The sequence below is a fragment of the Hylemonella sp. P2_B10 genome, from assembly GCF_056404875.1.
The window spans coordinates 105,609-124,346 of the sequence record NZ_JBFUDE010000003.1 but is presented as its reverse complement, the minus strand read 5'-3'; the positions used below and the strand labels follow the sequence as shown (position 1 = coordinate 124,346).

The window sequence follows — 18,738 nt, the reverse complement described above, 5'->3', positions numbered from 1 at the left end:
CCCATCAGAAATTGGTCATCGCCAACGCGAGGTCGGGTTTGAAGTATTTCTCGAAAATCCGCCTCACCGTACCGTCCGCGCGCATGGCGTTGACCAGCTGGCGCCACTTGTCCTGCTCGGCCGGCGACAGCGCCTTGCGCGACATGATCAGCCCGTGCGGAACCGACGGGTCCTGCGTGTCCAGCACGCTGGTGATGTCGCGTATCTGCGCGCTGGTGACCTGCGAATAGTCAAACGGTTCGATGATCATGCCGTGTATGCCGCCCTGGGTCAGCACCTCGTACAACGGATCGAGGCCGGAGGAATACACCACGCGGCGCTGCGCGGCCAGTGTGTCCACCAGCTGGTTGGCGTTCTTGCTGTAGCGAAAGCCCCGTATCACGCCCAGTTGCAGCTGCGGGTTGGCGATGAAATCGGCCAGGCCTTGGGCCTTGCTGTCCTTGCGCACCAGCACGTAGTATTTGTTGGAAAAATACCAGGCGAAGGCGGCGAACCTGTCGCGCGCCTCATTGGTGATACCCGACAGGCTGAAATCCAGCGCGCCGGACTCGATCAGCTGCCAGATGCGCGCGCGCGGCATCACGGTGACGATGAGTTTGCAACCGCTGCGCCGGGCCAGTTCGTCGGCCATGTCCTTGTCAATGCCGGCGCCGGTGGCGGCTGAATACAACAACCCGTGCTCGTGCAAGGCCAGTGTCAGCGGCCGGCTGCAATCAGGCCCCTCCGCCGCGTGGGCGTGGCCCGCTGCCAAGACCATCAGCAGGCCCAAGCCCCAGGCGCATCCCATCCGGGCGCGCTGCCATGCCCGGCCCGCCGATAACGCAAGTGCCGCGAAAGCCATTGCCACGCTCCCCCACGATGGGTTGTTGATGAAGTGGCAGCGATGTTAACCGGCGGCGGACGTTGAAGTCACCGCGCCGCGCGATGTCCCGGCGCTTTGCCTGCACAATCTTGCCAAGGCGCCTTGCCTGTTCATAGAATAGCTATTACTAACTTTCACCATCACATGCCCGCCACCCCGCCCCCCCGTGCGCAAGCCCTGCAGCCCGAATTGGCCGGCAAGGCCATGCCGCGCCAGAAGCGCGCCGTGGCCACGTACGAACACATCCTGGGCGTGACGGCGCTGCTGCTGGCGGAAGTGGGCATAGAACGCCTGTCCACCAACCTGGTGTGCGAGCGCGCCGGCATCTCGCCGCCGGCACTCTACCGCTATTTCCCCAACAAGTACGCGCTGCTGCGTGAACTCGGCACGCGGTTGATGACGGTGCAAAACACACTGGTGCAGGCCTGGGCCACGCCTGCAACCATGAAGCTGCCGCAGGCCGCCTTCGCGGCCAGCATCTTCGCGCTGTACCAGCAAACGCTGGCGGTCACGCGCGAGATGCCCGAAGGCCTGTGGGTGACGCGGGCGCTGCGCGCAGTGCCGGCGCTGGCCCAGGTGCGCATTGACTCGCATGCGCACGTCAGCGGCCTGATTCAGCAGGCCTTCATGAGCGTGCACCCGCAGACCGACGTGCCGCGCGTGGCGGTGTTGACACGCCTGGCGGTGGAAATGGTCTATGCCGCGCTGGAAATGATGTTCGACGACCCCACCCTGGACGAGCAGGCGGTGGGCGAGACACTGGCCGACATGATCACCCGCCAGGCCATGCTGCTGCGCAAGCCTACTGCCACTCGCTGACCCGGACCGGTGGCCCGCCAAGCCGGGTGCGCTGCAGCCAGACAAAGATGGAATCCACGGTGACGGTTTCTATGCGGTCAGAAAAGCGCTTGTCGTCCGGATGGTCGTCGAAGGCCACATTGGCGCTGGACATGCGCGCGCCCAGCCGGGTAAAGGCACCGATGCGCAGCGTGGTGGGCCGGTAGTCCTTGAACTGCAGCCAAGCCTGGGCTTGCTCGCGGCTGCCTATGCTGTCTTCCATGGCACTGGCCAGCGTCTCGATGGCCCACTGGTTGGACTGCTGGTACTTGATGCCCCAGACGTAGCTGACCAGGCTGTAGGGCGCCCGGTGCAGCGCCACCGCGCGCTGCGGGTCCTGCAGCAGCGCCAGCAGCCGTGTCTGCATGTCGGGCGTGGGTGCCACCCAGGCGGCTTCATAGCGCCACAGGTCGTCCAGGAAGAATTCACCCAGGCCCTGGCGGTAGATGTCAGCGCGGGCGCTGCCGCATTCGTTGAGCTTGTGCAGCACGCGCCACACGTGGCCGCCCTGGCCATCGTCCTGCTGATAGGCCAACCCCAGGTGCGAGTAGCGCAGCCCGTAGCGGCTCAGGTCCTGCCCGGCCCGGGCCAGCAGCACCACGCGCGCGCCACTGGCCTCCAGGCTGTCATGCGTGCGCTGCGCCAGCGTCAGGCCGCGCGCCACCGTCTGCGCACTGGGCTGGCGCGGCCCCTCGCAACTGCGCCCGGCCTGCGCAGCGCCGCACCAGCACAGCAGCAGCGCCAGCCACACAGCGGCCCACCCAGGGACCCAGGTACGCGCCGCCCTCACCGCGTCACCCGCTCGTTGTACAGCAGAGCCCGGCCCAGCGCATTGGGGATGAAGGCCACCGCATTGCCGGCCACCGACAGGATCACCCCCGCACCCACCACGCTGACCGTCACCGCCGTGCCCACCCCCAGCGACAACTCGCCCGCCGCCTTGCCGGAGACTTCCACGCTGACCCGGGCGCCGTCGGACGCGCGCTCCAGCACCAGCACCGTGCCGCGCGCGCTGACCTCCACCACCTTCACCGTCAGCACCACCCCGGTGGCCGACAGGGCCAGCGGAAACACCATCACGGCGCCGGCCGCCACGCTGGCGCCGGTCAGCACCGAGGCCACCGGCAGCGCAGACACCGCGCTCAACGCCGACAGCTCGCTTTGGGCCTGCGCCCCCGGGGCAGCCAGGCCACCCGCCAGCGCCAGCACCACGGCCGCGCACACCCCTGCAATACCTTGCTTCATGTCAGAACTCCTGAATAGAAAATGACCAACAAATTCACAGTGAACCGGCCTTGGCGCTGTCGGCCACCGCACGCAGCGGCGGCGGCGCCAGGCGTGTGTCCAGCACATCGGCCTCGTGGCGGTCGCGCAGCATCTTGGCCAGCGTGAAGGTGCAGGTGATCAGGTACAACCAACCTATGCCCAGAAAGGCCTTGTAGGTGTCGTTGATCTCCATGCGCAGCAGGCCCCAACCGGTCAGCGCCATGGCCAGCGCAAAGCCGCCCCACACCACCACGCGGAACAGCGGCGTGTCGCTGGCCTGGCCCTCGCGCTGCGCCTTCTCGCTGTCACGCACATGCTTGGCCAGCACAAAGGCGGCCGACAGGCAAAACAGGTAGCCCATCACCATGAAGGCGCGGTCCAGGTCCCGGCCCGGCAGCCAGACCAGGCCCACGCCGCACAGGAACGCGGCAACCAAGAAGGACACCCAGACCTGCAGCTGCCAGGCTTTGGAGTCACGGTGTATCAGCGCTTGCATGTGAAGACCTTTGCTTCGAGTGGATGACGCTCGAAGTGTGGGCCGCTGCCCGCGCGAAGACCAGCAATGGCGGCGAAGTGGCTGCCGCTCGGACTGCGGGTATCGCCTGGAGATACCGGGCCGTGCTCCCGGACAAGCTCTCCGGCCGGCTTGTCAGCCCAGCGCCAGCAGCCCTGCCACGCGCGTGCGCAGCACCTCGGGCGTCACATGGCCCGGTGCCAGCGCTTCACCCACGTTCAACCCCACGCGGCTGAACGCCCCGCGGCGGAACGGCCGCACCATGGCGCCGCCCTGCTCCACCCGGCTGAAGTACGAGCCCCACAGGTTGGTCAGCGCCATCGGGATCACGGGCACAGGTTGGCGCTCCAGGATCTTCATGATGCCGCCCTTGAATTCCTGCAACTGGCCGTCCTTGGTGATGCCGCCCTCGGGGAAGATGGCCAACAGGTCACCCTCTTCCAGCACCTTGACGGCGGCGTCAAAGGCGGCCGCGTAAGTGGCGGGGTCTTCCTTTTGCGACGCAATCGGAATGGCCTTGCCCAGGCGGAACAGCCAGCCCAGCACCGGCACCTGGAAGATGCGGTGGTCCATCACGAAGCGTATCGGCCGCGGGCTGGCCGCCATGAGCAAAATGGCGTCGACAAAGCTGACGTGGTTGCACACCAGCACGGCAGCGCCCTCCACCGGAATATGGCGCTCACCCTGCACCTTGAAGCGGTAGATGAAGTGGGTGACGACCCAGGCGATGAAACGCAGCAGGTATTCGGGCACCAGCAGGAAGATGTACAGCCCCACCACCGCATTGGCCAGGCCGGTGAAAAGGAAGATCTGCGGTATGGTGAAGTGCGCCCCCAGCAGCGCGCCGGCGATCACCGAGCTGGCGATCATGAACAGCGCGTTCAGGATGTTGTTGGCGGCGATGATGCGGGCCCGGTGCGTGGGCTGGCTGCGCAGCTGTATCAGCGCGTACATGGGCACGCTGTACAGGCCGGCAAACAGGCTGAGCAACGCCAGGTCGGCCATCACCCGCCAGTGCGCCGGCTGCGCCAGGAACTGGCTGACGCCCATCTCTGCCGAGGGCGGCAGACCGCGCAGCGCAAAGTACAGGTCCACTGCGAACACGCTCATGCCGATGGCGCCCAGCGGCACCAGGCCGATTTCCACATGGCGGCGGCTCAGCACCTCGCACAGCAGCGAGCCGGTGCCTATGCCGATGGAGAACACCACCAGCAGCAGCGAGGCCACCTGCTCGTTGCCATGCAGCACCTCCTTGGCCAGGCTGGGGAACTGGCTGAGGAACACGGCGCCGAAGAACCACATCCAGCTGATGCCCAGCAGCGAGCGGAACACCACCACGTTGCCGTGCGCCAGCTTCAGATTGCGCCAGGTCTCGGTGATGGGGTTCCAGTTGATCTTCAGGCCCGGGTCGGTGGCCGGTACCGACGGGATGAACTGGGCCACGGCCCGGCCGATCAGCGCCAGCACCACGCAGGCGATCGCCACGTCGCGGTGCCCGGTGTCGGGAATCGCCACCAGCAGGCCGCCGGCGATGTTGCCCAGCAGGATGGCCACGAAGGTGCCCATCTCCACCATGCCGTTGCCGCCGGTCAGCTCATGCTCATCCAGCACCTGGGGCATGTAGGCGAACTTGACCGGCCCGAACAGCGTGGAGTGCAGCCCCATCAGGAAGGTGCAGGCCAGCAGGATGGCGACATTGGCGGTGATGAAACCAACCGCCGCCAGCAGCATGATGCCCACCTCCAGGTTCTTGACGAAGCGTATGACCCGGGTCTTGTCGTACTTGTCGGTCAGCTGACCGCTGGTGGCCGAGAACAGCAGGAAGGGCAGGATGAACAGCGCGCCAATCACCAACCCGGCCATCTGCGGCGCCATCCAGCTGACGCTGAGCTGGTAGGTCACCATCACCGTGAAGGCGAACTTGAACACGTTGTCATTGCCGGCGCCGCAAAACTGCGTCCAGAAGAACGGCGCGAAGCGGCGCTGGCCCAACAGGGCGAACTGGTTGGCATGCTCAGGCTCGGGCGCTGCGCTGCTGGCGCCGGTGGGGTTGACGGTCTCGCTGTTCAAGGGAACCTCCTGCTGGCTTGTGACGCGGCAAACAGACTATGGCAAAACGGGGCCCGGGTGACGCACGGGCGGGCGGTGACAGTGTGGGGCATTCTAGGGCTTGCCCGTGTCAACGCGGTGCCATGCAGCGATCACCGGCAAGGCCGCACAAGCCGCCACCACATGCTTCAGGCTGTGGCCCGACACCAGATGCTGGCTCCATTGGTACAGCGGCGCGTCCAGCAGTTCCAGCGCCTTGGCCGCGGCGTACAGCGCGATCAGCAGGCCCCACCGGATCGCCAGGCCGCCTGCTTGCGCGGCGGGCCAGCGCGCCATGCCCAGCAGCAGTGCCATGCCGCCGAACTGCAGCACGCACCACGGCAGCACATTGCCACTGGCTTGCCAAGCCGCCAGGCTGGCCCAGCCCAGCAACATCACCGCTGCGGCCAATGTTTGGCCGGCGCGCGCACTGACATGGTGGCAGGCGGCCAGGCCCAGCAGGCCGGCAAACGCCAGCACCATGCCACCCCGGTCCACGAGCAGCCGGGCGTCATCCGGCGCCCAGTGGTAGTAGCTGGAGCACGCCGCGGTGCCCACCAGCCCGATGAAGAACAGCAACGCCATGCGCCACTGCGCCGCCGGGATGGCGCTTGCACGCCCGCGCCAGCACAACAGCAAGCCCCACAGCCCCAGCAGCGCGAATGGCAGATTGCTCAACACGTCCAGCGCATGGGGCAGCTGGCCCCAGGTGCGCTGGTCGGCAAACGCATGGTAGTGGTCAAACTGGGCCACGGCCGGCGCCAGGCAGGCCAGCAGCACGCCGGCCAGAACGGCCAGCAACAGGGCCGCTTCGCGGCGCGAAAGCCGGACAGACAACTTTTTCAGGAAACCCGCGCCCAGCGAACGCGATGGGCTTGATGGGCTGGTCTTCAAATCGGCTTCCATGGCTGAACTCCTTTGTCAAAGAGCCCCCAGTGTGGAAACTTGCGCCGTGGCCGAGCCGAAAAAGCGATACAGTTGCCCAAAGTCGGCCGGCGCGTATCAAAAAACTATACCGACGAGGAGGTAGGCAATGAGCACCACCGCAGACTTGGTGACGGCCTTGAAAAAGGAACTGAAGTCAGCCCAGATGACCTATGCCAGCCTGGCGGACGCGCTGGGCATGGCCGAGTCCAGCGTCAAGCGCATGCTGGCCAAGGGTGACATGCCGCTGTCGCGCATCGACGCGATCTGCCGCGTGCTGAAGCTGGATTTCGGCGAGCTGGCACGCCGCGTGGCCGACGCCCAGCCGCTGCTGGCCCAGCTCAGCCTGGAGCAGGAGCGCGCGGTGGTGGCCGACAAGAAGCTGCTGCTGATGGCCATTTGCGTGCTCAGCCAATGGACGCTGGAGCAGATACTGGACTACTACCGGCTGAGCGAGGCCGAGTGCGTCAAGTACCTGGTGCGGCTGGACCACGTCGGCATCATCGAGCTCAAACCGCTGAACCGTTACCGGCTGAAGCTCTCCAAGGCCTTCCGCTGGCGCCCCCATGGGCCGGTGATGAACTACTTCCGCGACCACGCGGCGCTGGATTATTTCTCCGGCGGCTTTGACGGCCACGCCGAGGGCCTGTTGCTGGTGCACGGCAGCATCAGCCGCAGCCTGGCGCCTTCCTTCCTGGAGCGGCTGCAACGGGTGGCGCAGGATTTCGCCCAACAGCACCAGGCTGACCAGAAGCTGGACGAGGCGCACCGCCAGGGCTACACCTTGCTGCTGGGCATGCGCGACTGGGAATTCGGCGCCTTCACCGCCTTGCGCAAATGAACCGCACCGCCGCCATTGCCGTGGCCATTCCACTGGGAATGTTGGCGCTGGTGCTGCCGGTGCTGCTGTCCTGGCAGCTGGCGCAGCGCCAGGGCATGGCGGCGGAGACCGAGCGCGTGGACGGCTATGCGCAGGACATCCTGCGCCGCTCGGAGCGAGCCAACAAGCAGTTGAGGATGGGACTGGAGCGGCTGAACCAGGCCGGCACGGCGGAGCCCTGCTCGGACGCGCAAATGGCGCTGATGGGCGAGCTGGACCTGACCTCCAGCTACCTGCAAACCCTCGGCTACGTGGCCAACGGCCGGCTGATGTGCTCGTCGCTGGGCCGGCATGGCGAAGGCGTGCCCTTGCAGACCGACGACCTGCCTATCGCGCAAAGCGGCCTGATCTTGCGCACGCGGGTGCGCCTGGCCATCGCACCAGGCATCACCTTCATCGTGGTGGAAAAGAACGGCTACGCGGCGGTGATCCATGAATCTCTGCCAATAGACGTCAGCACCACCGAGCCGGACGCCGTGCTGGCCACCTACTCGCCAACGACGTTGCGCACGCGCGCCACGCGCGGCAACATCAAGCCGGAATGGCTGCGCGTGCCGCCACCCGGCGGGCATGCCAGCTTCAGCGATGGCAGCCACCTGGTGGTGGTGGCGCGCTCGCCCGAATACGGAACGGTGGCGCTGGCGGCGGTGCCGCTGGCCAGCGTGCAGCAGCGCGCCTTCAGCGTTGCGCGCGTGGCGGTACCGTTTGGCGTGCTGGCCGGCCTGGGGCTGGCTGCGGCGGTCTACCTGCTGACGCGCCGGCAGTTGTCCATGCCGGCACTGCTGAGGGCCGCGTTGCGGCGACACGAACTGTTCCTGCTGTACCAGCCCGTCATCGACCTGCAAAGCGGCCGTTGCGTGGGCGCCGAAGCCCTGCTGCGCTGGCGCCGGCGTGACGGCAGCATGGTGCGGCCGGATGTGTTCATCCCGGTGACCGAGGAGTCGGGCCTGATCGCCCAGGTGACGCGCCGCGTGCTGCAACTGGCGGCGCGCGACACGTCGGCGCTGTTCCAGGCGCACCCGGATTGCCATGTGGGCATCAACCTGTCGCACACCGACCTGCAATCGCCCACCACGGTGCAGTTGCTGAAGGACCTGCTGCGCGACAGTGGCGCCAGCCCACGCGCCATCATGGTGGAGGCCACCGAGCGCGGCCTGGTCAATGCCGAGGTGGCGCGCGGCATCATCCGCGACGTGCGGGCCTTGGGCATCAGTGTTGCGGTGGACGATTTCGGCACCGGTTACTCCAGCCTGTCCTACTTGGGCAGCTTCGAGCTGGACCACCTGAAGATCGACAAGTCCTTCGTCGACACCATAGGCACCGATGCCGCCACCAGCCATGTGGTGCTGCACATCATCGAGATGGCCAAGTCGCTGAAGCTGGCGATGATCGCCGAGGGTGTGGAGACGCCGGCGCAGGCAGACTTCCTGCGCGAGCGCGGCGTGCAGCTGGCCCAGGGCTGGCTGTTCGGCAAGCCCATGCCCATGGCTGAACTGCTGCAACTGCTGGCGCGTGAGCAAGCGGCGCGTGGGGGCTAAATCCCCGCCGGGCCGCCCCAAGGGGATTTGCGGCCCCCTCGGGGGGCAGGGAGCTACACGCAGTGAGCGACCGTGGGGGCCTAGTTTCCGGGGAAGACAGTCAGCACGCCGGTGTAGCCATACAGGTGGTGGCGGGCGATTTCACCGCCGGCAAAGAAGCCCACCAGCGGCACGTCGCCCAGCGCCTTGCGCACGATCTGCATTTCCGCGCTGGGCCCACCGAAGTGCGGGCCACCTCGGCCGGAGCAGCTGACATACACCGCGCCGGCAATGCCGCGCGCCGGGTGCGGGCCGGCCTCGGCCTCGCTGGCGGCCAGCGCGTAGGCGGTGTCCATGGTCATTTCCTGCGGCTCCAGCTCCTCGCGGATCTCGGCGCAGATGCGCGTCAGGTCGGCGCGCGCGGCCTGGGCGTTGCGGCGGCAAAAGGCCAGCTCCATGCCATCTTCCAGGTGCTCGGACACGGCGACGCCATGGCGGGCCGGGTCCAGCCCGATGATGTGGCGCACCAGCACATCGCTGCCGAAATTGCCGGTGCGGCCCACCAGCGGGCGGTCGCTGCCATCGCCAGCGCGCTTCAGGCCCACCAGCGTGGCGCGCACGGCGGCCAGCGCCTCGTTGGGCTCGTCCAGCGACACCTGCAGGTCGGCCAACATCACGTCCAGCGCCGGCTCGCCGTCCAGCTCGGTCGCCACATTGCTCTGCCAGGCCGTCACGCGGCGCACCTTGGACACCGGCAGGCAGCCCTGCGTGACCCGCGACACCAGCGCCACCCCCTCGCCAAAGGCCACGCCGCTCAAGCCACCGCTGAACACCCCGCTGGCCGCACCATGGCCGCTGATGTTGCCATTGCCGCCGACGGCAAATTGCACGCTGTGCGTGCGACTTGCCGACAGGCCGCCGAACAGGTAACCCGAGGCGGTGCGCGCCGCCATTTCCTGGATCAGCTCCTGCAGGTCCGGGGTGCTGGGGTCGGCATGCACCAGCGCCGTGTGCGCCTCAAACCCCAGGCCCAGCGGCGCCACGCCGGAGAACACCCGGTACTGGTCGGGTGGCAGCTCGCACAGCAACACGGCCAGGCCGGGCTCATCGAAATACTCCACGTTGTTGCTGGCAATGCCTATGCCCACGGTGCCGGACCAGTCCGTCACCTCGGGCAACTCGGCGCTCAGGTGCTCCAGGATGTCCTGGGCCGCGCCGGCATAGTGGTCGGTGATGTACAGCAGCGCCAGCGTGGGGTGGTGCGCGTGGCCGGGCAAGGCCATCTGCGCACGCAACTGCGCCAGCACCAGGCCGGCCGCCATCTGCCACTGCGGATGCGTGGCATGGCCATAGGGGAACAACCGCATGGCAGACCCTCCAGCGTCAGGTTCAGCCGCCGCCGCGCGGCGTCTTGCGCGCGCTGCTGCTGCGCCGCTTGGCCACGCCAGCCACCCGTTTGCCGGCGGCCTTGGTGGCGGCATTGGCCACGCCAGCGGCCGACTTGATGGCTTCCTTGGCCAGGCCGGTGGCCATGTTCTTGGTGACGTCCAGCGAGGTCTGCTTGGCGGCATCGCGCAAGGCGCTGGCGGCGATCTGCTGGAACTGCTGCGTCAGCGAGCCCCACAGCTGCAGCGGGTCCACCAGGCCGGCCACGCCAGGCGCTGCCTTGGCCCGGCCCTTCTTGGCGCCGGTGACGCCGCCGGCCGCGTCTGACAGTGTCTTGGCGGTGCTGGCGGCTTTTTCGCTGACGCGCTGCACGCCGGTGACCACCGAATCAGCAGCCTTGAGCTTCAGCGCATTGGCCATGTCGCCAATGTTGAAGTTCATGCCCTTGAGCGTGGCCAGCGTCATCTTCTGCACTTCCAGCGCCTGGATGGTGGCGCCCAGCGCCTTGGAGTTCTGCTCCAGCCAGAAGTGCACGTTCTTCAGCTCGCTGATGCGCTTTTCCAGCTCCTCCACGTTCAGTGTCGGGGCCACCCAGTTGGCCAGGTTGGGCATCTGCGGGATGGAGCTGCTCGCCCCCTTGGCCAGGTTCTGCAGGAAGTCAAAGCCTGGCACGAATTTGCCGAAACCAGCGCCGGAAGTGTCTGTCATGGTTGCTCCAACAACGCGGGGCCACGTTGCCCTGACAGCTTACCCCAATGCGGGGCGGCTGGCGATGGGGCCAGGCCTGAGAACACTCAGGGTTTGCTGCTTTGCAACGGCGGCGGCGCCACGCCCACCGGCAACTGCAGCTCCAGCCGGCTCTCCTGGCCCCGGGCGTCCTTGAACACCAGCGTCAGCGGCAGCTTGCTGTCCTTGGGCAATGCAGCCTTCAAGTCCATCAGCATCAGGTGGTAGCCGCCGGGCTTGAGCTCCACGGTCTGGCCGGCCGGCAGGGCCAAGCCGCTGTCCAGCGCGCGCATCTTCATCACGTCGCCGTCCATCTTCATTTCATGCACCTCGGCCAGGCCGGCACCGGGCGTGCTGGCACCCACCAGCCGCAGCGAGCTTTTGGCGGTGAGTTTCATGAAAGCGCCGGTGGCCTTCTGGCCTGGCACGGTGGTGCGCACCCAGGCGTCGCGCACCTCCACCGCAGGGGCAGAAGCGGGGGTGGCGGTTTGCGCCTGCGCCAGGCCGGCGCCCATCGCACCCACTACCCCCATGGCCATCAGGCCCAGCAGGCACAACGGGTTCTTCCACATCATCAAAGTCTCCGCATCAGTCGGCCAATCCGGCCATCCGCCATTGTCGCCGCCCCGGTGTCCCGGCGCGGCCTGGGGCTGGCAAAACCCCAGGCTGCGGTGCACGCCATCGCGCATGCATTGGGCAGACCGCGTAAACCGGGGCCTGCGCCAGTGCAACGGTTTGTAAGGACATCCGCGTGGCGCCGCCACGCGCCGTTAAGATGCAATCCCACCCTCCTCCACTCCCATCCGGGCATGAACCGTACCCGCTCTCTGTTTCACCTTGCATGGGCCATGCTGCTGGCCACCGCCACCAGCCAGGCCGGCGCCACGCTGGGCGCGGCGCCGCTGTCCAGCCAGACCACGTCGGCGGCCATCAAACGCCAGGCCAGCAGCGCCAATGCCTCGGCGCTGTACACCGTGCACGAGACCACGCTGGAAAACGGCACCGTGCTGCGCGAATTCACCAGCCGCAGCGGCCAGGTGTTCGCGCTGACCTGGCGCGGCCCGGTGCTGCCGGACATGCAGGACGTGCTGGGCACCTACCTGCCGGTCTACCAAGAGCAACTGCGTCAGCAAAAGGCCCAGGGCCTGCGCCGTGGGCCGGTGGCGGTACAGCACGCGTCGCTGGTGCTGCGCTCCAACGGGCGCATGCGCCGCTTCAGCGGCCAGGCCTATGCCCCCGCACTGCTGCCCAGCGGCGTGGCGATTGCGGACTTGCAGCCATGAAACGCTGGCTTGAACGTCTGCACACGGGCTTGACGACGGGCCTGCAAACCAGCCTGCGCCGGTTCGCCGCGGCGACCCTGGCCGGCACGCTGGCCTCTTGCGGCGGCGGCGATGGCGGCGGCACCAACCCGGTAACGCCACAACAACTTCGGCAGCAGGATGCGGTGGTGGACGCCGCCTTGTGCAGCAGCCTGGAGGCCGGCTACACACTGGTCAATGGCCAGTGCCTGCGCAGCAGCAGCCTGCTCGCGTCCCGGCTGGCCCAGGTGCGGCAGCTGGCCAGCGCGGTGCCCTTCACCGCCAGCACCCTGATGGACTGGGCGCAAAGCAGTTTTCCCACGCTGTTCCCCGGCAGCCCGGCCGACCAGGCCGGCAACGGCTTCATCTACCGCTTCTACCCGCAGACGCAAACCTTCCTGGCCGTTGCGGGTGACGCGGTGTATGTGCTGGGGCCGGTCACCGGCAACCAACTCGCCTATGTGGGCACGGTGTCGGGCTTCAGCTGCGCGGCCAATCCGTCTACCTGCGCCGTCAACAATGTGGCGGCCCTGACCGTGGATGCCGGCCCCTCGGGCTCAGACGTCAACATTCTGTACACCGACGTCACCATCTGCATGCCTGGCAGCACCACCCAGTGCCAGACGATTGACCACATCATCGTCGACACCGGCTCCTCCGGCCTGCGCGTGCTGGCCGGCGTGCTGGCGCCCGCCCTCGATGGCCTGCCGCTGACGGCCGCCAGCAGCACGCAATCCCTGATGAACTGCGCGCAGTTCGTGGACGGCAGCTTCCTGTGGGGCCCGGTGGTGACGGCCGATGTGTCCATGGCCGGCGAAAAGGCCAGCAGCGTGCCCATCCAGGTGGTGGGCGACAGCCGCTTCGGCAGTGCACCGCGCGCCTGTTCCAACGGCAGCACGGCCACCAACACGCCCGAGAGCTTTGGCGCCAACGGCATCATTGGCCTGAGCGTGTTCAAGGAAGACTGCGGGCCGGGTTGCGTCAGCATCACCAACAACGGTTTCTACTACGCCTGCAGCGGCGCAACCTGCGTGAACACCCGTGCCGCGCTGGCCCAGCAGTTGAAAAACCCGGTGGCGCAGTTCCCGCAGGACAACAACGGCGTCATCATCATCCTGCCCAGCCCGGCGCAGAACGGGGCGATATCCGTCAGCGGCAGCATGGTGTTTGGCATCGGCACCCAGAGCAACAACCAGATGGGTTCGGAAGCCGTGCTGACGCTGGACAGCTCGGGCGACTTCACCACGGTGCTGGGCGGCAAGAGCATGCCCAACAGCTTCATCGATTCGGGCTCCAACGGCATCTTCTTCGACCCCAGCGGCCCGGCCGTCTGCTCCAGCAGCAGCCGGGCGCCGGGCTTCTACTGCCCCACTGGCCCCTTGACACTGCAGGCCACCAACATCGGCCTCAATGGCGTCAGCAGCAGCGTCAGCTTCACGGTGGGCAACGCGGATTTACTGGTGCGCAATTCGCAATACGCGGTGTTCCCCACCCTGGCCGGCCCCATGGGCGACAGTACGGCCATGGACTGGGGCCTGCCCTTCTTCTTCGGTCGCCGCGTAGTCACGGCGATAGAGACGCAAGCCACACCCAAGGGCACCGGTCCTTGGGTGGCGTATTAGCTGGCCCCCACCGCCTCAGAACGGCTTGTTCAGGCTCAGCACCACGCTGCGGCGCTGGCCGAACTGTGGCGCGCCCACACCGATGCCGGAGCCGTCGCGCAACGCGTACACCCGGTCAAACAGGTTGACCACGGTCAGCCGGGCGTCGAATTTGCCCACGCCCGGGCCGCCATCGAACGCCTTCGCCAGCGCCAGGTTGGCCGTGGCGTAGCCCGGCAGGTGCTCGCTGTTGACGAAACCGCTGCGCAGCCCGCTGCCGAACAGCGCATCGCCGCTGAGGGTGAGCTTGTTCTCCATACGCCAGGAGAAGCCGGCCGAGGCGGTGATGGACTGGTCATGGTCCAGGTGCACCCACTGGCTGGCGATGGCGGCCAGCTCGTCTTCGCCGAAGTTGAACTGACCGGTCTCCACCTGCGCGCCAAAGGCGCGGGCGAAGGCCAGGTTGGCATAGGCGGAGAAGGCGCTGTCCTTGTAGCTGGCCGACAGCTCCAGGCCGTAGATCTTGCCGCGCGCGTAGTTGAAGGCGGAGAAGATCAGCGCGTTGCCAAACTGCCCTTCGTCCTGCAGGTGCTCGACCTTGCGGTAGTAGGCGTCGGCGCCCAACGTGAGTTTGGGCGTCAGTGCATAGGACAGGCCGATGTCGAAATAGTCCGAACGCTCAGACCGCACGGCGGTGTTGGCATCCGATGGCAGCGCGTTGGTGGTGCCCAAGAATTTCTGCACCGTGGTGGTGTCTATGGACTCGGTGGGCGGCGGCGTGAAGTAGCGCGCATAGCCGGCGTGCACGCGCAGCTGTGGGCTGATGTCCCACACCGCGCCTAAGCGCGGGCTGAGCTGGCTTTCGTCCACCACGGTTTTCACGCGGTCATAGCGCAGGCCGTAATTGACGGTCAGGCCCTTCCAGGGCTGCCATTCGTCCTGCAGGTACACGCCCCACTGGTGGCCGTCGATGCGGGTGTTGTCGGCGATGGTCAACGGTATGCCGGAGGTTTGGTTGCCATCGTCATCGGCGGGGAACACCTGGGCATTGTTGAAGGTGTCGAAACGCTCGCGCTGCGCGAACAGGCCGGCGCGCAGCGTATGCGCGGGGTTCAGTCGCCACGCCAGGTCGGCCTGCACCCCATAGGCCTCGTTGCGGCGCAGGATGTTGGCGGCAATGCCGTTGAACGCCAGGTCACCCGCCGCATCGGGCTGGTAGCGCACGTCTGTGGTGCGGCTGAAGGCCGACAACTGGTAGTCCACGTCGGCGCCCAGCGCGCTTTCCAACCCCAACACGGTGAAGCGGTTGCGCTCCTGCTGGCGCGCGTCAAGCAGCGCGGAGTCTACCGTGGCAATGCCGTCCAGCGTGAAGCCGGGCATCTGGCCCGGCACGTTGGGAATCTGAAAACGGTTGTTGCTGGCGCCCATCAGCAGGTTGACGCGGCTGGCGTCGCCCACCAGCCAGGACAAATAGGCCAGGCCCTTGTTCTGCTGCGTCTGGTCGTGCAGCGCGTCGCGCAGCGAGGTCGGGTTCTCGATGCCCAGGTCATTGCGCAGGTAGGAGCCGCTGAGGTAGTAGCTGAACGGGCCGCGGCTGCCGCCCAGCTCCAGCGAGGTTTGCAGTAGGCCGTTGCTGCCCCAGCTCAGGCCCAGGTTGCCGCTGTTGCTGCTTTCGTCGGCCGCGCCCTTGGTCTGGATATCGACCACACCGGCGGTGCGGTAACCATACTGCGCCGGCAGCGCACCGGTGAGGATGCTGACGCGGTCGGCAAAGCGGGCCTCCAGCGCCTGGCCAAAGCCGCTGATGGCCTCGGGGATCAGCACGCCGTTGATGCGGTACTGCACATTGGCGTGGTCGCCGCGCACGTGCAGCTGGCCATACGAGTCCTGCACCACGCCGGGGGTCTGCAGCACCAGCTGGTTCAAGGGCGTGTTATCGCCCAGCGGCAGGTTCTGGATGTCCTGCTGGTCAAAGCGGAACAGCGTGCTGCCGGTGCTGGGCGACAGGCCGTTGCGCGCGGCGTCCAGCCGCTGGCGTGTGACGGCCACTTCCACATTGGGCAGCTTGGTGGCGGTGGGGGACGGCGTGTCTGCCGCTGCGGTGTCCGTGGACGCGGGCGCATCGGCGGCGAAGGCGGTGGTGGTGGCGAAGAAGGGGTATGCGAGCGCAATGGCCAAAGCCACGCCCTGTTTGCGGGTGTTGAACATGATGAAAAGAAATTCCTGTAGACGAGACAAAACGCACAGGCACGCACCGTGAATGCTCACGGCACGCGCTGCGAAACGGGGAAAAGTCGACTACAGGAAAGGGGGCGGACCGCGCGCCCGCAGCGCCGGTGCATCGGCGCTGATGGCCAGCACCGCGACGATGCGGGCAAAGCCGAAGCCAAAACTCAGCAGGTCAAGCGGCAGCACATCGGTCTTGGCGACCGAGGCCAGCTGCGCGTAGGCCAGGCAGGTCTCGCACAGCTTGTCCAGGGACTTCAACTGCTCACGCTGTTGCTGCTGCGATGCGCTGGCCGGCACATCGGCCGACACACCGGTCGGCACACCCTGGGGCGCACCGCCACGGCTCAAGTGGCCAATCTCATGCCACAGCGCACCCTGCTGCGCGAACAGCATCAACAGGGGCAGCAGCAGGGCGAGGGACAGCTTGCGCATCAGCACCTGACCATTTTGCCGCATTTGCGTGAAGCGCGTGTGTAGCTGCGGACGATGGCGCAGGCATACGGCCACGGTGCCGCGAACGGCGGAGGAATTCAGAAGCGCGGTGCGCGCCGCTCACGCAGGCTGGCCACGCCTTCGCGCACGTCTGGCCCGGCAAAGCCCATGAATTCCAGCGCCAGCGAAGTGTCGAAGGTGGGCCCGGCCTGGCGCAGCCAGTTGTTCAGCGCGTACTTGGTCCAGCGCAGCGCGCTCTGGCTGCCGGCGGCCAGCTTGTCGGCCACCTCGTAGGCACGCGCCAGCAACTGGTCCTCGTCCACCGCCAGCGACACCAGGCCGATGCGCTCGGCCTCCTCGCCGCTGATGGGCTCGCACAGCAGCAGGTAGTACTTGGCCTTGGCCATGCCGCACAGCAGCGGCCAGATGACGGCCGCATGGTCGCCGGCCGCCACGCCCAGCCGGGTGTGGCCGTCGACGATCTTGGCACCCTTGGCGGCAATCGAGATGTCGGCCAGCAGCCCGGCCACCAGGCCCGCGCCCACCGCCGGGCCATGCATGGCGCTGACGATGGGCTTGTCGCAGTTGATCAGGTTGTAGACCAGGTCGCGCGCCTCTTTCCACACCTGGGTGCGCACCGCGAAGTCGTCCGCCATGTCCTGCACCAGGGCCAGGTCGCCACCGCCGGAAAAACCCATGCCCTCGCCGCGCAGCACGGCGCAGCGCACGGAGTCGTCGGCCGACACGTCACGCCAGATTTCGGCCAGTTCGCGGTGGCCGTCGTGCCCGGCGGTGGGCAGTTTGCCGTTGGTGGCGCGCATCTGGATGTCCAGCACGGCGCCATCGGCGCCGCGGCGGGTGATGTGCAGGGTGCTGTAGCGCTGGTAGCGGTTGGTCATGAGGGGTCTCCGTCGGTAGGCGAAATGTTGCTCGGGCGATTGTGCCCGCACGCGCCGACGACCGGCGCCGACATGGCGACACCGCCCCTTCCCTGCTATGCTGAATGCATGCGCGAGCCGAACGCCACTGCACTGTTCCACCTGGCCTTCAACGTCACCAACCTGATGGAGGCGCGCCGCTTTTATGGCGGCGTGCTGGGCTGCACCGAAGGCCGCAGCACCGACACCTGGGTGGACTTTGATTTCCACGGCCACCAGCTGTCCTTGCACCTGGGCGAGCCGTTCAAGACCGCCGCCACCGGCCATGTGGGCGACGTGCTGGTGCCCATGCCGCACTTCGGCCTGATCCTGGAATACCCGCTGTGGGAGGCCATGGCCGACCGGCTGAAGCTGGCGCAAGTGCCCTTTGTGCTGCCACCGCAGCAGCGCTTTGCCGGCCAGCCCGGCGAGCAGTGGACGATGTTCTTCTGCGACCCCTTCGGCAACCCGATGGAAATCAAGGGCTTTCGCTCACTGGCCTCGGTGTACAACAGCTGACCGGCTCGATGGGCCGACGCGCATGAACTACAGCTTCGCCTCCGCCACCATCCTGCTGATCCTGGTGGCCGACCCCATTGGCAATATCCCCATCTTCGCCAACGCGTTGAAGCCCGTCCCGCCGCGCCGCCGCCCCTGGGTGATCGTGCGCGAGGTGCTGATCGCCTTTGTGGTGCTGCTGGCTTTCATGTTCCTGGGCGAACGCTTTCTGCAACTGATGGGCCTGAGCGAGTTGTCCTTGCAGATAGGCGGCGGCGTCATCATGTTTCTGATCGCGCTGCGCATGATCTTTCCGCCACCCCCCTCGGCCGAGGCCGAGCTGGCCGCCGAGCCGTTGATCGTTCCCCTGGCCATCCCCGCTGTGGCCGGCCCTTCGGCCCTGGCCACGGTGTTGCTGCTGGTGTCGCAGGCGCCGGAGCGCCGCCTGGAGTGGATCGGCGCGCTGTGCACCACCATGGTGGTCAGCACCGTGATCCTGGTGTTGGCCGAGCGCATTCAGCGCCTGGCCGGCGACCGTTTCGTCATCGCGCTGGAACGCCTGATGGGCCTGGTGCTGGTGGCGCTGTCCATCGAGATGATGCTGCGCGGCTTCAAGACCTTTGCGCAGCAGATTGTGCACGGCGGGTGAGCCTGCACTCTGGTAACAGCCAACGCCGGGCGATGCTATTGGCGGTTGCCGACGCCGCTGGTGCGCGTGGCTACGCGGATGTCCCCCGGGCCTGCGGCCCTCCTCCTTGAT

The 18,738-nt window shown here is 67.1% G+C and carries 19 protein-coding genes; 7 read left to right on the top strand and 12 right to left on the bottom strand.

All coding sequences use genetic code 11. From position 1 onward, the window contains the following. Positions 1–4 precede the first annotated feature (4 nt). Positions 5–757, bottom strand: a complete 753-nt coding sequence (locus tag AC1DX2_RS13075) for a substrate-binding periplasmic protein (protein WP_477196796.1) — start codon at positions 755–757, stop codon at positions 5–7. 249 nt (positions 758–1,006) lie between these two features. On the opposite strand from AC1DX2_RS13075, the gene AC1DX2_RS13070 reads away from it, so the two are divergent. After that, entirely contained in the window at positions 1,007–1,681 is a 675-nt protein-coding gene (locus tag AC1DX2_RS13070; RefSeq protein ID WP_477196795.1) for a TetR/AcrR family transcriptional regulator, read from the top strand. Here the strand turns inward: AC1DX2_RS13070 and AC1DX2_RS13065 are convergent. From AC1DX2_RS13065 to AC1DX2_RS13045, 5 genes are all read right to left on the bottom strand, one after another. Next, a complete protein-coding gene (locus AC1DX2_RS13065) occupies positions 1,665–2,450 on the bottom strand; it encodes a DUF2145 domain-containing protein (protein ID WP_477197679.1) in 786 nt (261 codons plus the stop codon). The genes AC1DX2_RS13070 and AC1DX2_RS13065 overlap by 17 nt on opposite strands. A gap of 35 nt (positions 2,451–2,485) precedes the next feature. After that, the gene (locus AC1DX2_RS13060; protein WP_477196794.1) at positions 2,486–2,944 is read right to left on the bottom strand and encodes a hypothetical protein; all 459 of its coding nucleotides are present in this window, start codon (positions 2,942–2,944) and stop codon (positions 2,486–2,488) included. A 34-nt stretch (positions 2,945–2,978) separates the two neighbouring features. Further along, entirely contained in the window at positions 2,979–3,461 is a 483-nt protein-coding gene (locus tag AC1DX2_RS13055; protein WP_477196793.1) for a YiaA/YiaB family inner membrane protein, read from the bottom strand. Between the two features lie 153 nt (positions 3,462–3,614). Then, positions 3,615–5,549 carry an MFS transporter gene (locus AC1DX2_RS13050; protein ID WP_477196792.1) on the bottom strand — a complete coding sequence of 645 codons (1,935 nt, stop codon included), beginning with the start codon at positions 5,547–5,549 and terminating at the stop codon, positions 3,615–3,617. Between the two features lie 93 nt (positions 5,550–5,642). Continuing rightward, positions 5,643–6,473 (bottom strand): hypothetical protein, encoded by an 831-nt coding sequence (locus AC1DX2_RS13045; RefSeq protein WP_477196791.1) that lies wholly within the window; start codon positions 6,471–6,473, stop codon positions 5,643–5,645. Between the two features lie 127 nt (positions 6,474–6,600). On the opposite strand from AC1DX2_RS13045, the gene AC1DX2_RS13040 reads away from it, so the two are divergent. Further along, a complete protein-coding gene (locus tag AC1DX2_RS13040; RefSeq protein ID WP_477196790.1) occupies positions 6,601–7,332 on the top strand; it encodes a helix-turn-helix domain-containing protein in 732 nt (243 codons plus the stop codon). Then, the gene (locus AC1DX2_RS13035; protein ID WP_477196789.1) at positions 7,329–8,909 is read left to right on the top strand and encodes an EAL domain-containing protein; all 1,581 of its coding nucleotides are present in this window, start codon (positions 7,329–7,331) and stop codon (positions 8,907–8,909) included. The genes AC1DX2_RS13040 and AC1DX2_RS13035 overlap by 4 nt, the downstream gene beginning before the upstream one ends. An 80-nt stretch (positions 8,910–8,989) precedes the next feature. Here AC1DX2_RS13035 and AC1DX2_RS13030 read toward each other — a convergent pair whose 3' ends face one another. The 3 genes from AC1DX2_RS13030 to AC1DX2_RS13020 form a co-directional block, all read right to left on the bottom strand. Then, positions 8,990–10,255, bottom strand: coding sequence for an FIST signal transduction protein (locus tag AC1DX2_RS13030; RefSeq protein ID WP_477196788.1), 1,266 nt, complete (start codon positions 10,253–10,255; stop codon positions 8,990–8,992). A 22-nt stretch (positions 10,256–10,277) separates the two neighbouring features. Further along, on the bottom strand, positions 10,278–10,982 hold the full coding sequence (locus AC1DX2_RS13025) for a PhaM family polyhydroxyalkanoate granule multifunctional regulatory protein (RefSeq protein ID WP_477196787.1): 705 nt from the start codon (positions 10,980–10,982) through the stop codon (positions 10,278–10,280). A gap of 86 nt (positions 10,983–11,068) precedes the next feature. Continuing rightward, entirely contained in the window at positions 11,069–11,533 is a 465-nt protein-coding gene (locus tag AC1DX2_RS13020; protein WP_477197678.1) for a copper chaperone PCu(A)C, read from the bottom strand. Positions 11,534–11,848: 315 nt separating this feature from the next. Here AC1DX2_RS13020 and AC1DX2_RS13015 point away from each other — a divergent pair, with 315 nt between their 5' ends. Continuing rightward, positions 11,849–12,283 (top strand): DUF2844 domain-containing protein, encoded by a 435-nt coding sequence (locus AC1DX2_RS13015; protein WP_477196786.1) that lies wholly within the window; start codon positions 11,849–11,851, stop codon positions 12,281–12,283. Continuing rightward, positions 12,280–13,923, top strand: a complete 1,644-nt coding sequence (locus AC1DX2_RS13010) for a DUF3443 domain-containing protein (protein WP_477196785.1) — start codon at positions 12,280–12,282, stop codon at positions 13,921–13,923. Before AC1DX2_RS13015 ends, AC1DX2_RS13010 begins: the two co-directional genes overlap by 4 nt. 15 nt (positions 13,924–13,938) lie before the next feature. Here AC1DX2_RS13010 and AC1DX2_RS13005 read toward each other — a convergent pair whose 3' ends face one another. The 3 genes from AC1DX2_RS13005 to AC1DX2_RS12995 all read right to left on the bottom strand — a co-directional run bounded on the left by AC1DX2_RS13005 (position 13,939) and on the right by AC1DX2_RS12995 (position 17,462). Further along, on the bottom strand, positions 13,939–16,110 hold the full coding sequence (locus AC1DX2_RS13005; RefSeq protein ID WP_477196784.1) for a TonB-dependent receptor: 2,172 nt from the start codon (positions 16,108–16,110) through the stop codon (positions 13,939–13,941). Between the two features lie 90 nt (positions 16,111–16,200). Beyond that, positions 16,201–16,563: a hypothetical protein gene (locus AC1DX2_RS13000; protein ID WP_477196783.1), complete on the bottom strand. Its 363-nt coding sequence runs from the start codon at positions 16,561–16,563 to the stop codon at positions 16,201–16,203. Positions 16,564–16,661: 98 nt separating this feature from the next. After that, complete coding sequence (locus tag AC1DX2_RS12995) at positions 16,662–17,462, bottom strand: enoyl-CoA hydratase/isomerase family protein (protein WP_477196782.1); 801 nt, start codon at positions 17,460–17,462, stop codon at positions 16,662–16,664. Between the two features lie 108 nt (positions 17,463–17,570). Between AC1DX2_RS12995 and AC1DX2_RS12990 the strand changes: the two genes are divergently transcribed. Both AC1DX2_RS12990 and AC1DX2_RS12985 read left to right on the top strand, forming a co-directional pair. Next, on the top strand, positions 17,571–17,999 hold the full coding sequence (locus AC1DX2_RS12990; protein ID WP_477196781.1) for a VOC family protein: 429 nt from the start codon (positions 17,571–17,573) through the stop codon (positions 17,997–17,999). A 22-nt stretch (positions 18,000–18,021) separates the two neighbouring features. After that, positions 18,022–18,627, top strand: coding sequence for a MarC family protein (locus AC1DX2_RS12985; protein WP_477196780.1), 606 nt, complete (start codon positions 18,022–18,024; stop codon positions 18,625–18,627). Positions 18,628–18,738 lie beyond the last annotated feature (111 nt).

What these genes read in the sequence shown, in the direction of transcription:
- AC1DX2_RS13075 (WP_477196796.1), bottom strand. Translation starts at nt 757, where the DNA reads ATGGTCTTGGCAGCGGGCCACGCCCACGCGGCGGAGGGGCCTGATTGC.
- AC1DX2_RS13070 (WP_477196795.1), top strand. Translation starts at nt 1,007, where the DNA reads ATGCCCGCCACCCCGCCCCCCCGTGCGCAAGCCCTGCAGCCCGAATTG.
- AC1DX2_RS13060 (WP_477196794.1), bottom strand. Translation starts at nt 2,944, where the DNA reads ATGAAGCAAGGTATTGCAGGGGTGTGCGCGGCCGTGGTGCTGGCGCTG.
- AC1DX2_RS13055 (WP_477196793.1), bottom strand. Translation starts at nt 3,461, where the DNA reads ATGCAAGCGCTGATACACCGTGACTCCAAAGCCTGGCAGCTGCAGGTC.
- AC1DX2_RS13045 (WP_477196791.1), bottom strand. Translation starts at nt 6,473, where the DNA reads ATGGAAGCCGATTTGAAGACCAGCCCATCAAGCCCATCGCGTTCGCTG.
- AC1DX2_RS13040 (WP_477196790.1), top strand. Translation starts at nt 6,601, where the DNA reads ATGAGCACCACCGCAGACTTGGTGACGGCCTTGAAAAAGGAACTGAAG.
- AC1DX2_RS13035 (WP_477196789.1), top strand. Translation starts at nt 7,329, where the DNA reads ATGAACCGCACCGCCGCCATTGCCGTGGCCATTCCACTGGGAATGTTG.
- AC1DX2_RS13030 (WP_477196788.1), bottom strand. Translation starts at nt 10,255, where the DNA reads ATGCGGTTGTTCCCCTATGGCCATGCCACGCATCCGCAGTGGCAGATG.
- AC1DX2_RS13025 (WP_477196787.1), bottom strand. Translation starts at nt 10,982, where the DNA reads ATGACAGACACTTCCGGCGCTGGTTTCGGCAAATTCGTGCCAGGCTTT.
- AC1DX2_RS13020 (WP_477197678.1), bottom strand. Translation starts at nt 11,533, where the DNA reads ATGGGGGTAGTGGGTGCGATGGGCGCCGGCCTGGCGCAGGCGCAAACC.
- AC1DX2_RS13015 (WP_477196786.1), top strand. Translation starts at nt 11,849, where the DNA reads ATGCTGCTGGCCACCGCCACCAGCCAGGCCGGCGCCACGCTGGGCGCG.
- AC1DX2_RS13010 (WP_477196785.1), top strand. Translation starts at nt 12,280, where the DNA reads ATGAAACGCTGGCTTGAACGTCTGCACACGGGCTTGACGACGGGCCTG.
- AC1DX2_RS13005 (WP_477196784.1), bottom strand. Translation starts at nt 16,110, where the DNA reads ATGTTCAACACCCGCAAACAGGGCGTGGCTTTGGCCATTGCGCTCGCA.
- AC1DX2_RS13000 (WP_477196783.1), bottom strand. Translation starts at nt 16,563, where the DNA reads ATGCGCAAGCTGTCCCTCGCCCTGCTGCTGCCCCTGTTGATGCTGTTC.
- AC1DX2_RS12995 (WP_477196782.1), bottom strand. Translation starts at nt 17,462, where the DNA reads ATGACCAACCGCTACCAGCGCTACAGCACCCTGCACATCACCCGCCGC.
- AC1DX2_RS12990 (WP_477196781.1), top strand. Translation starts at nt 17,571, where the DNA reads ATGCGCGAGCCGAACGCCACTGCACTGTTCCACCTGGCCTTCAACGTC.
- AC1DX2_RS12985 (WP_477196780.1), top strand. Translation starts at nt 18,022, where the DNA reads ATGAACTACAGCTTCGCCTCCGCCACCATCCTGCTGATCCTGGTGGCC.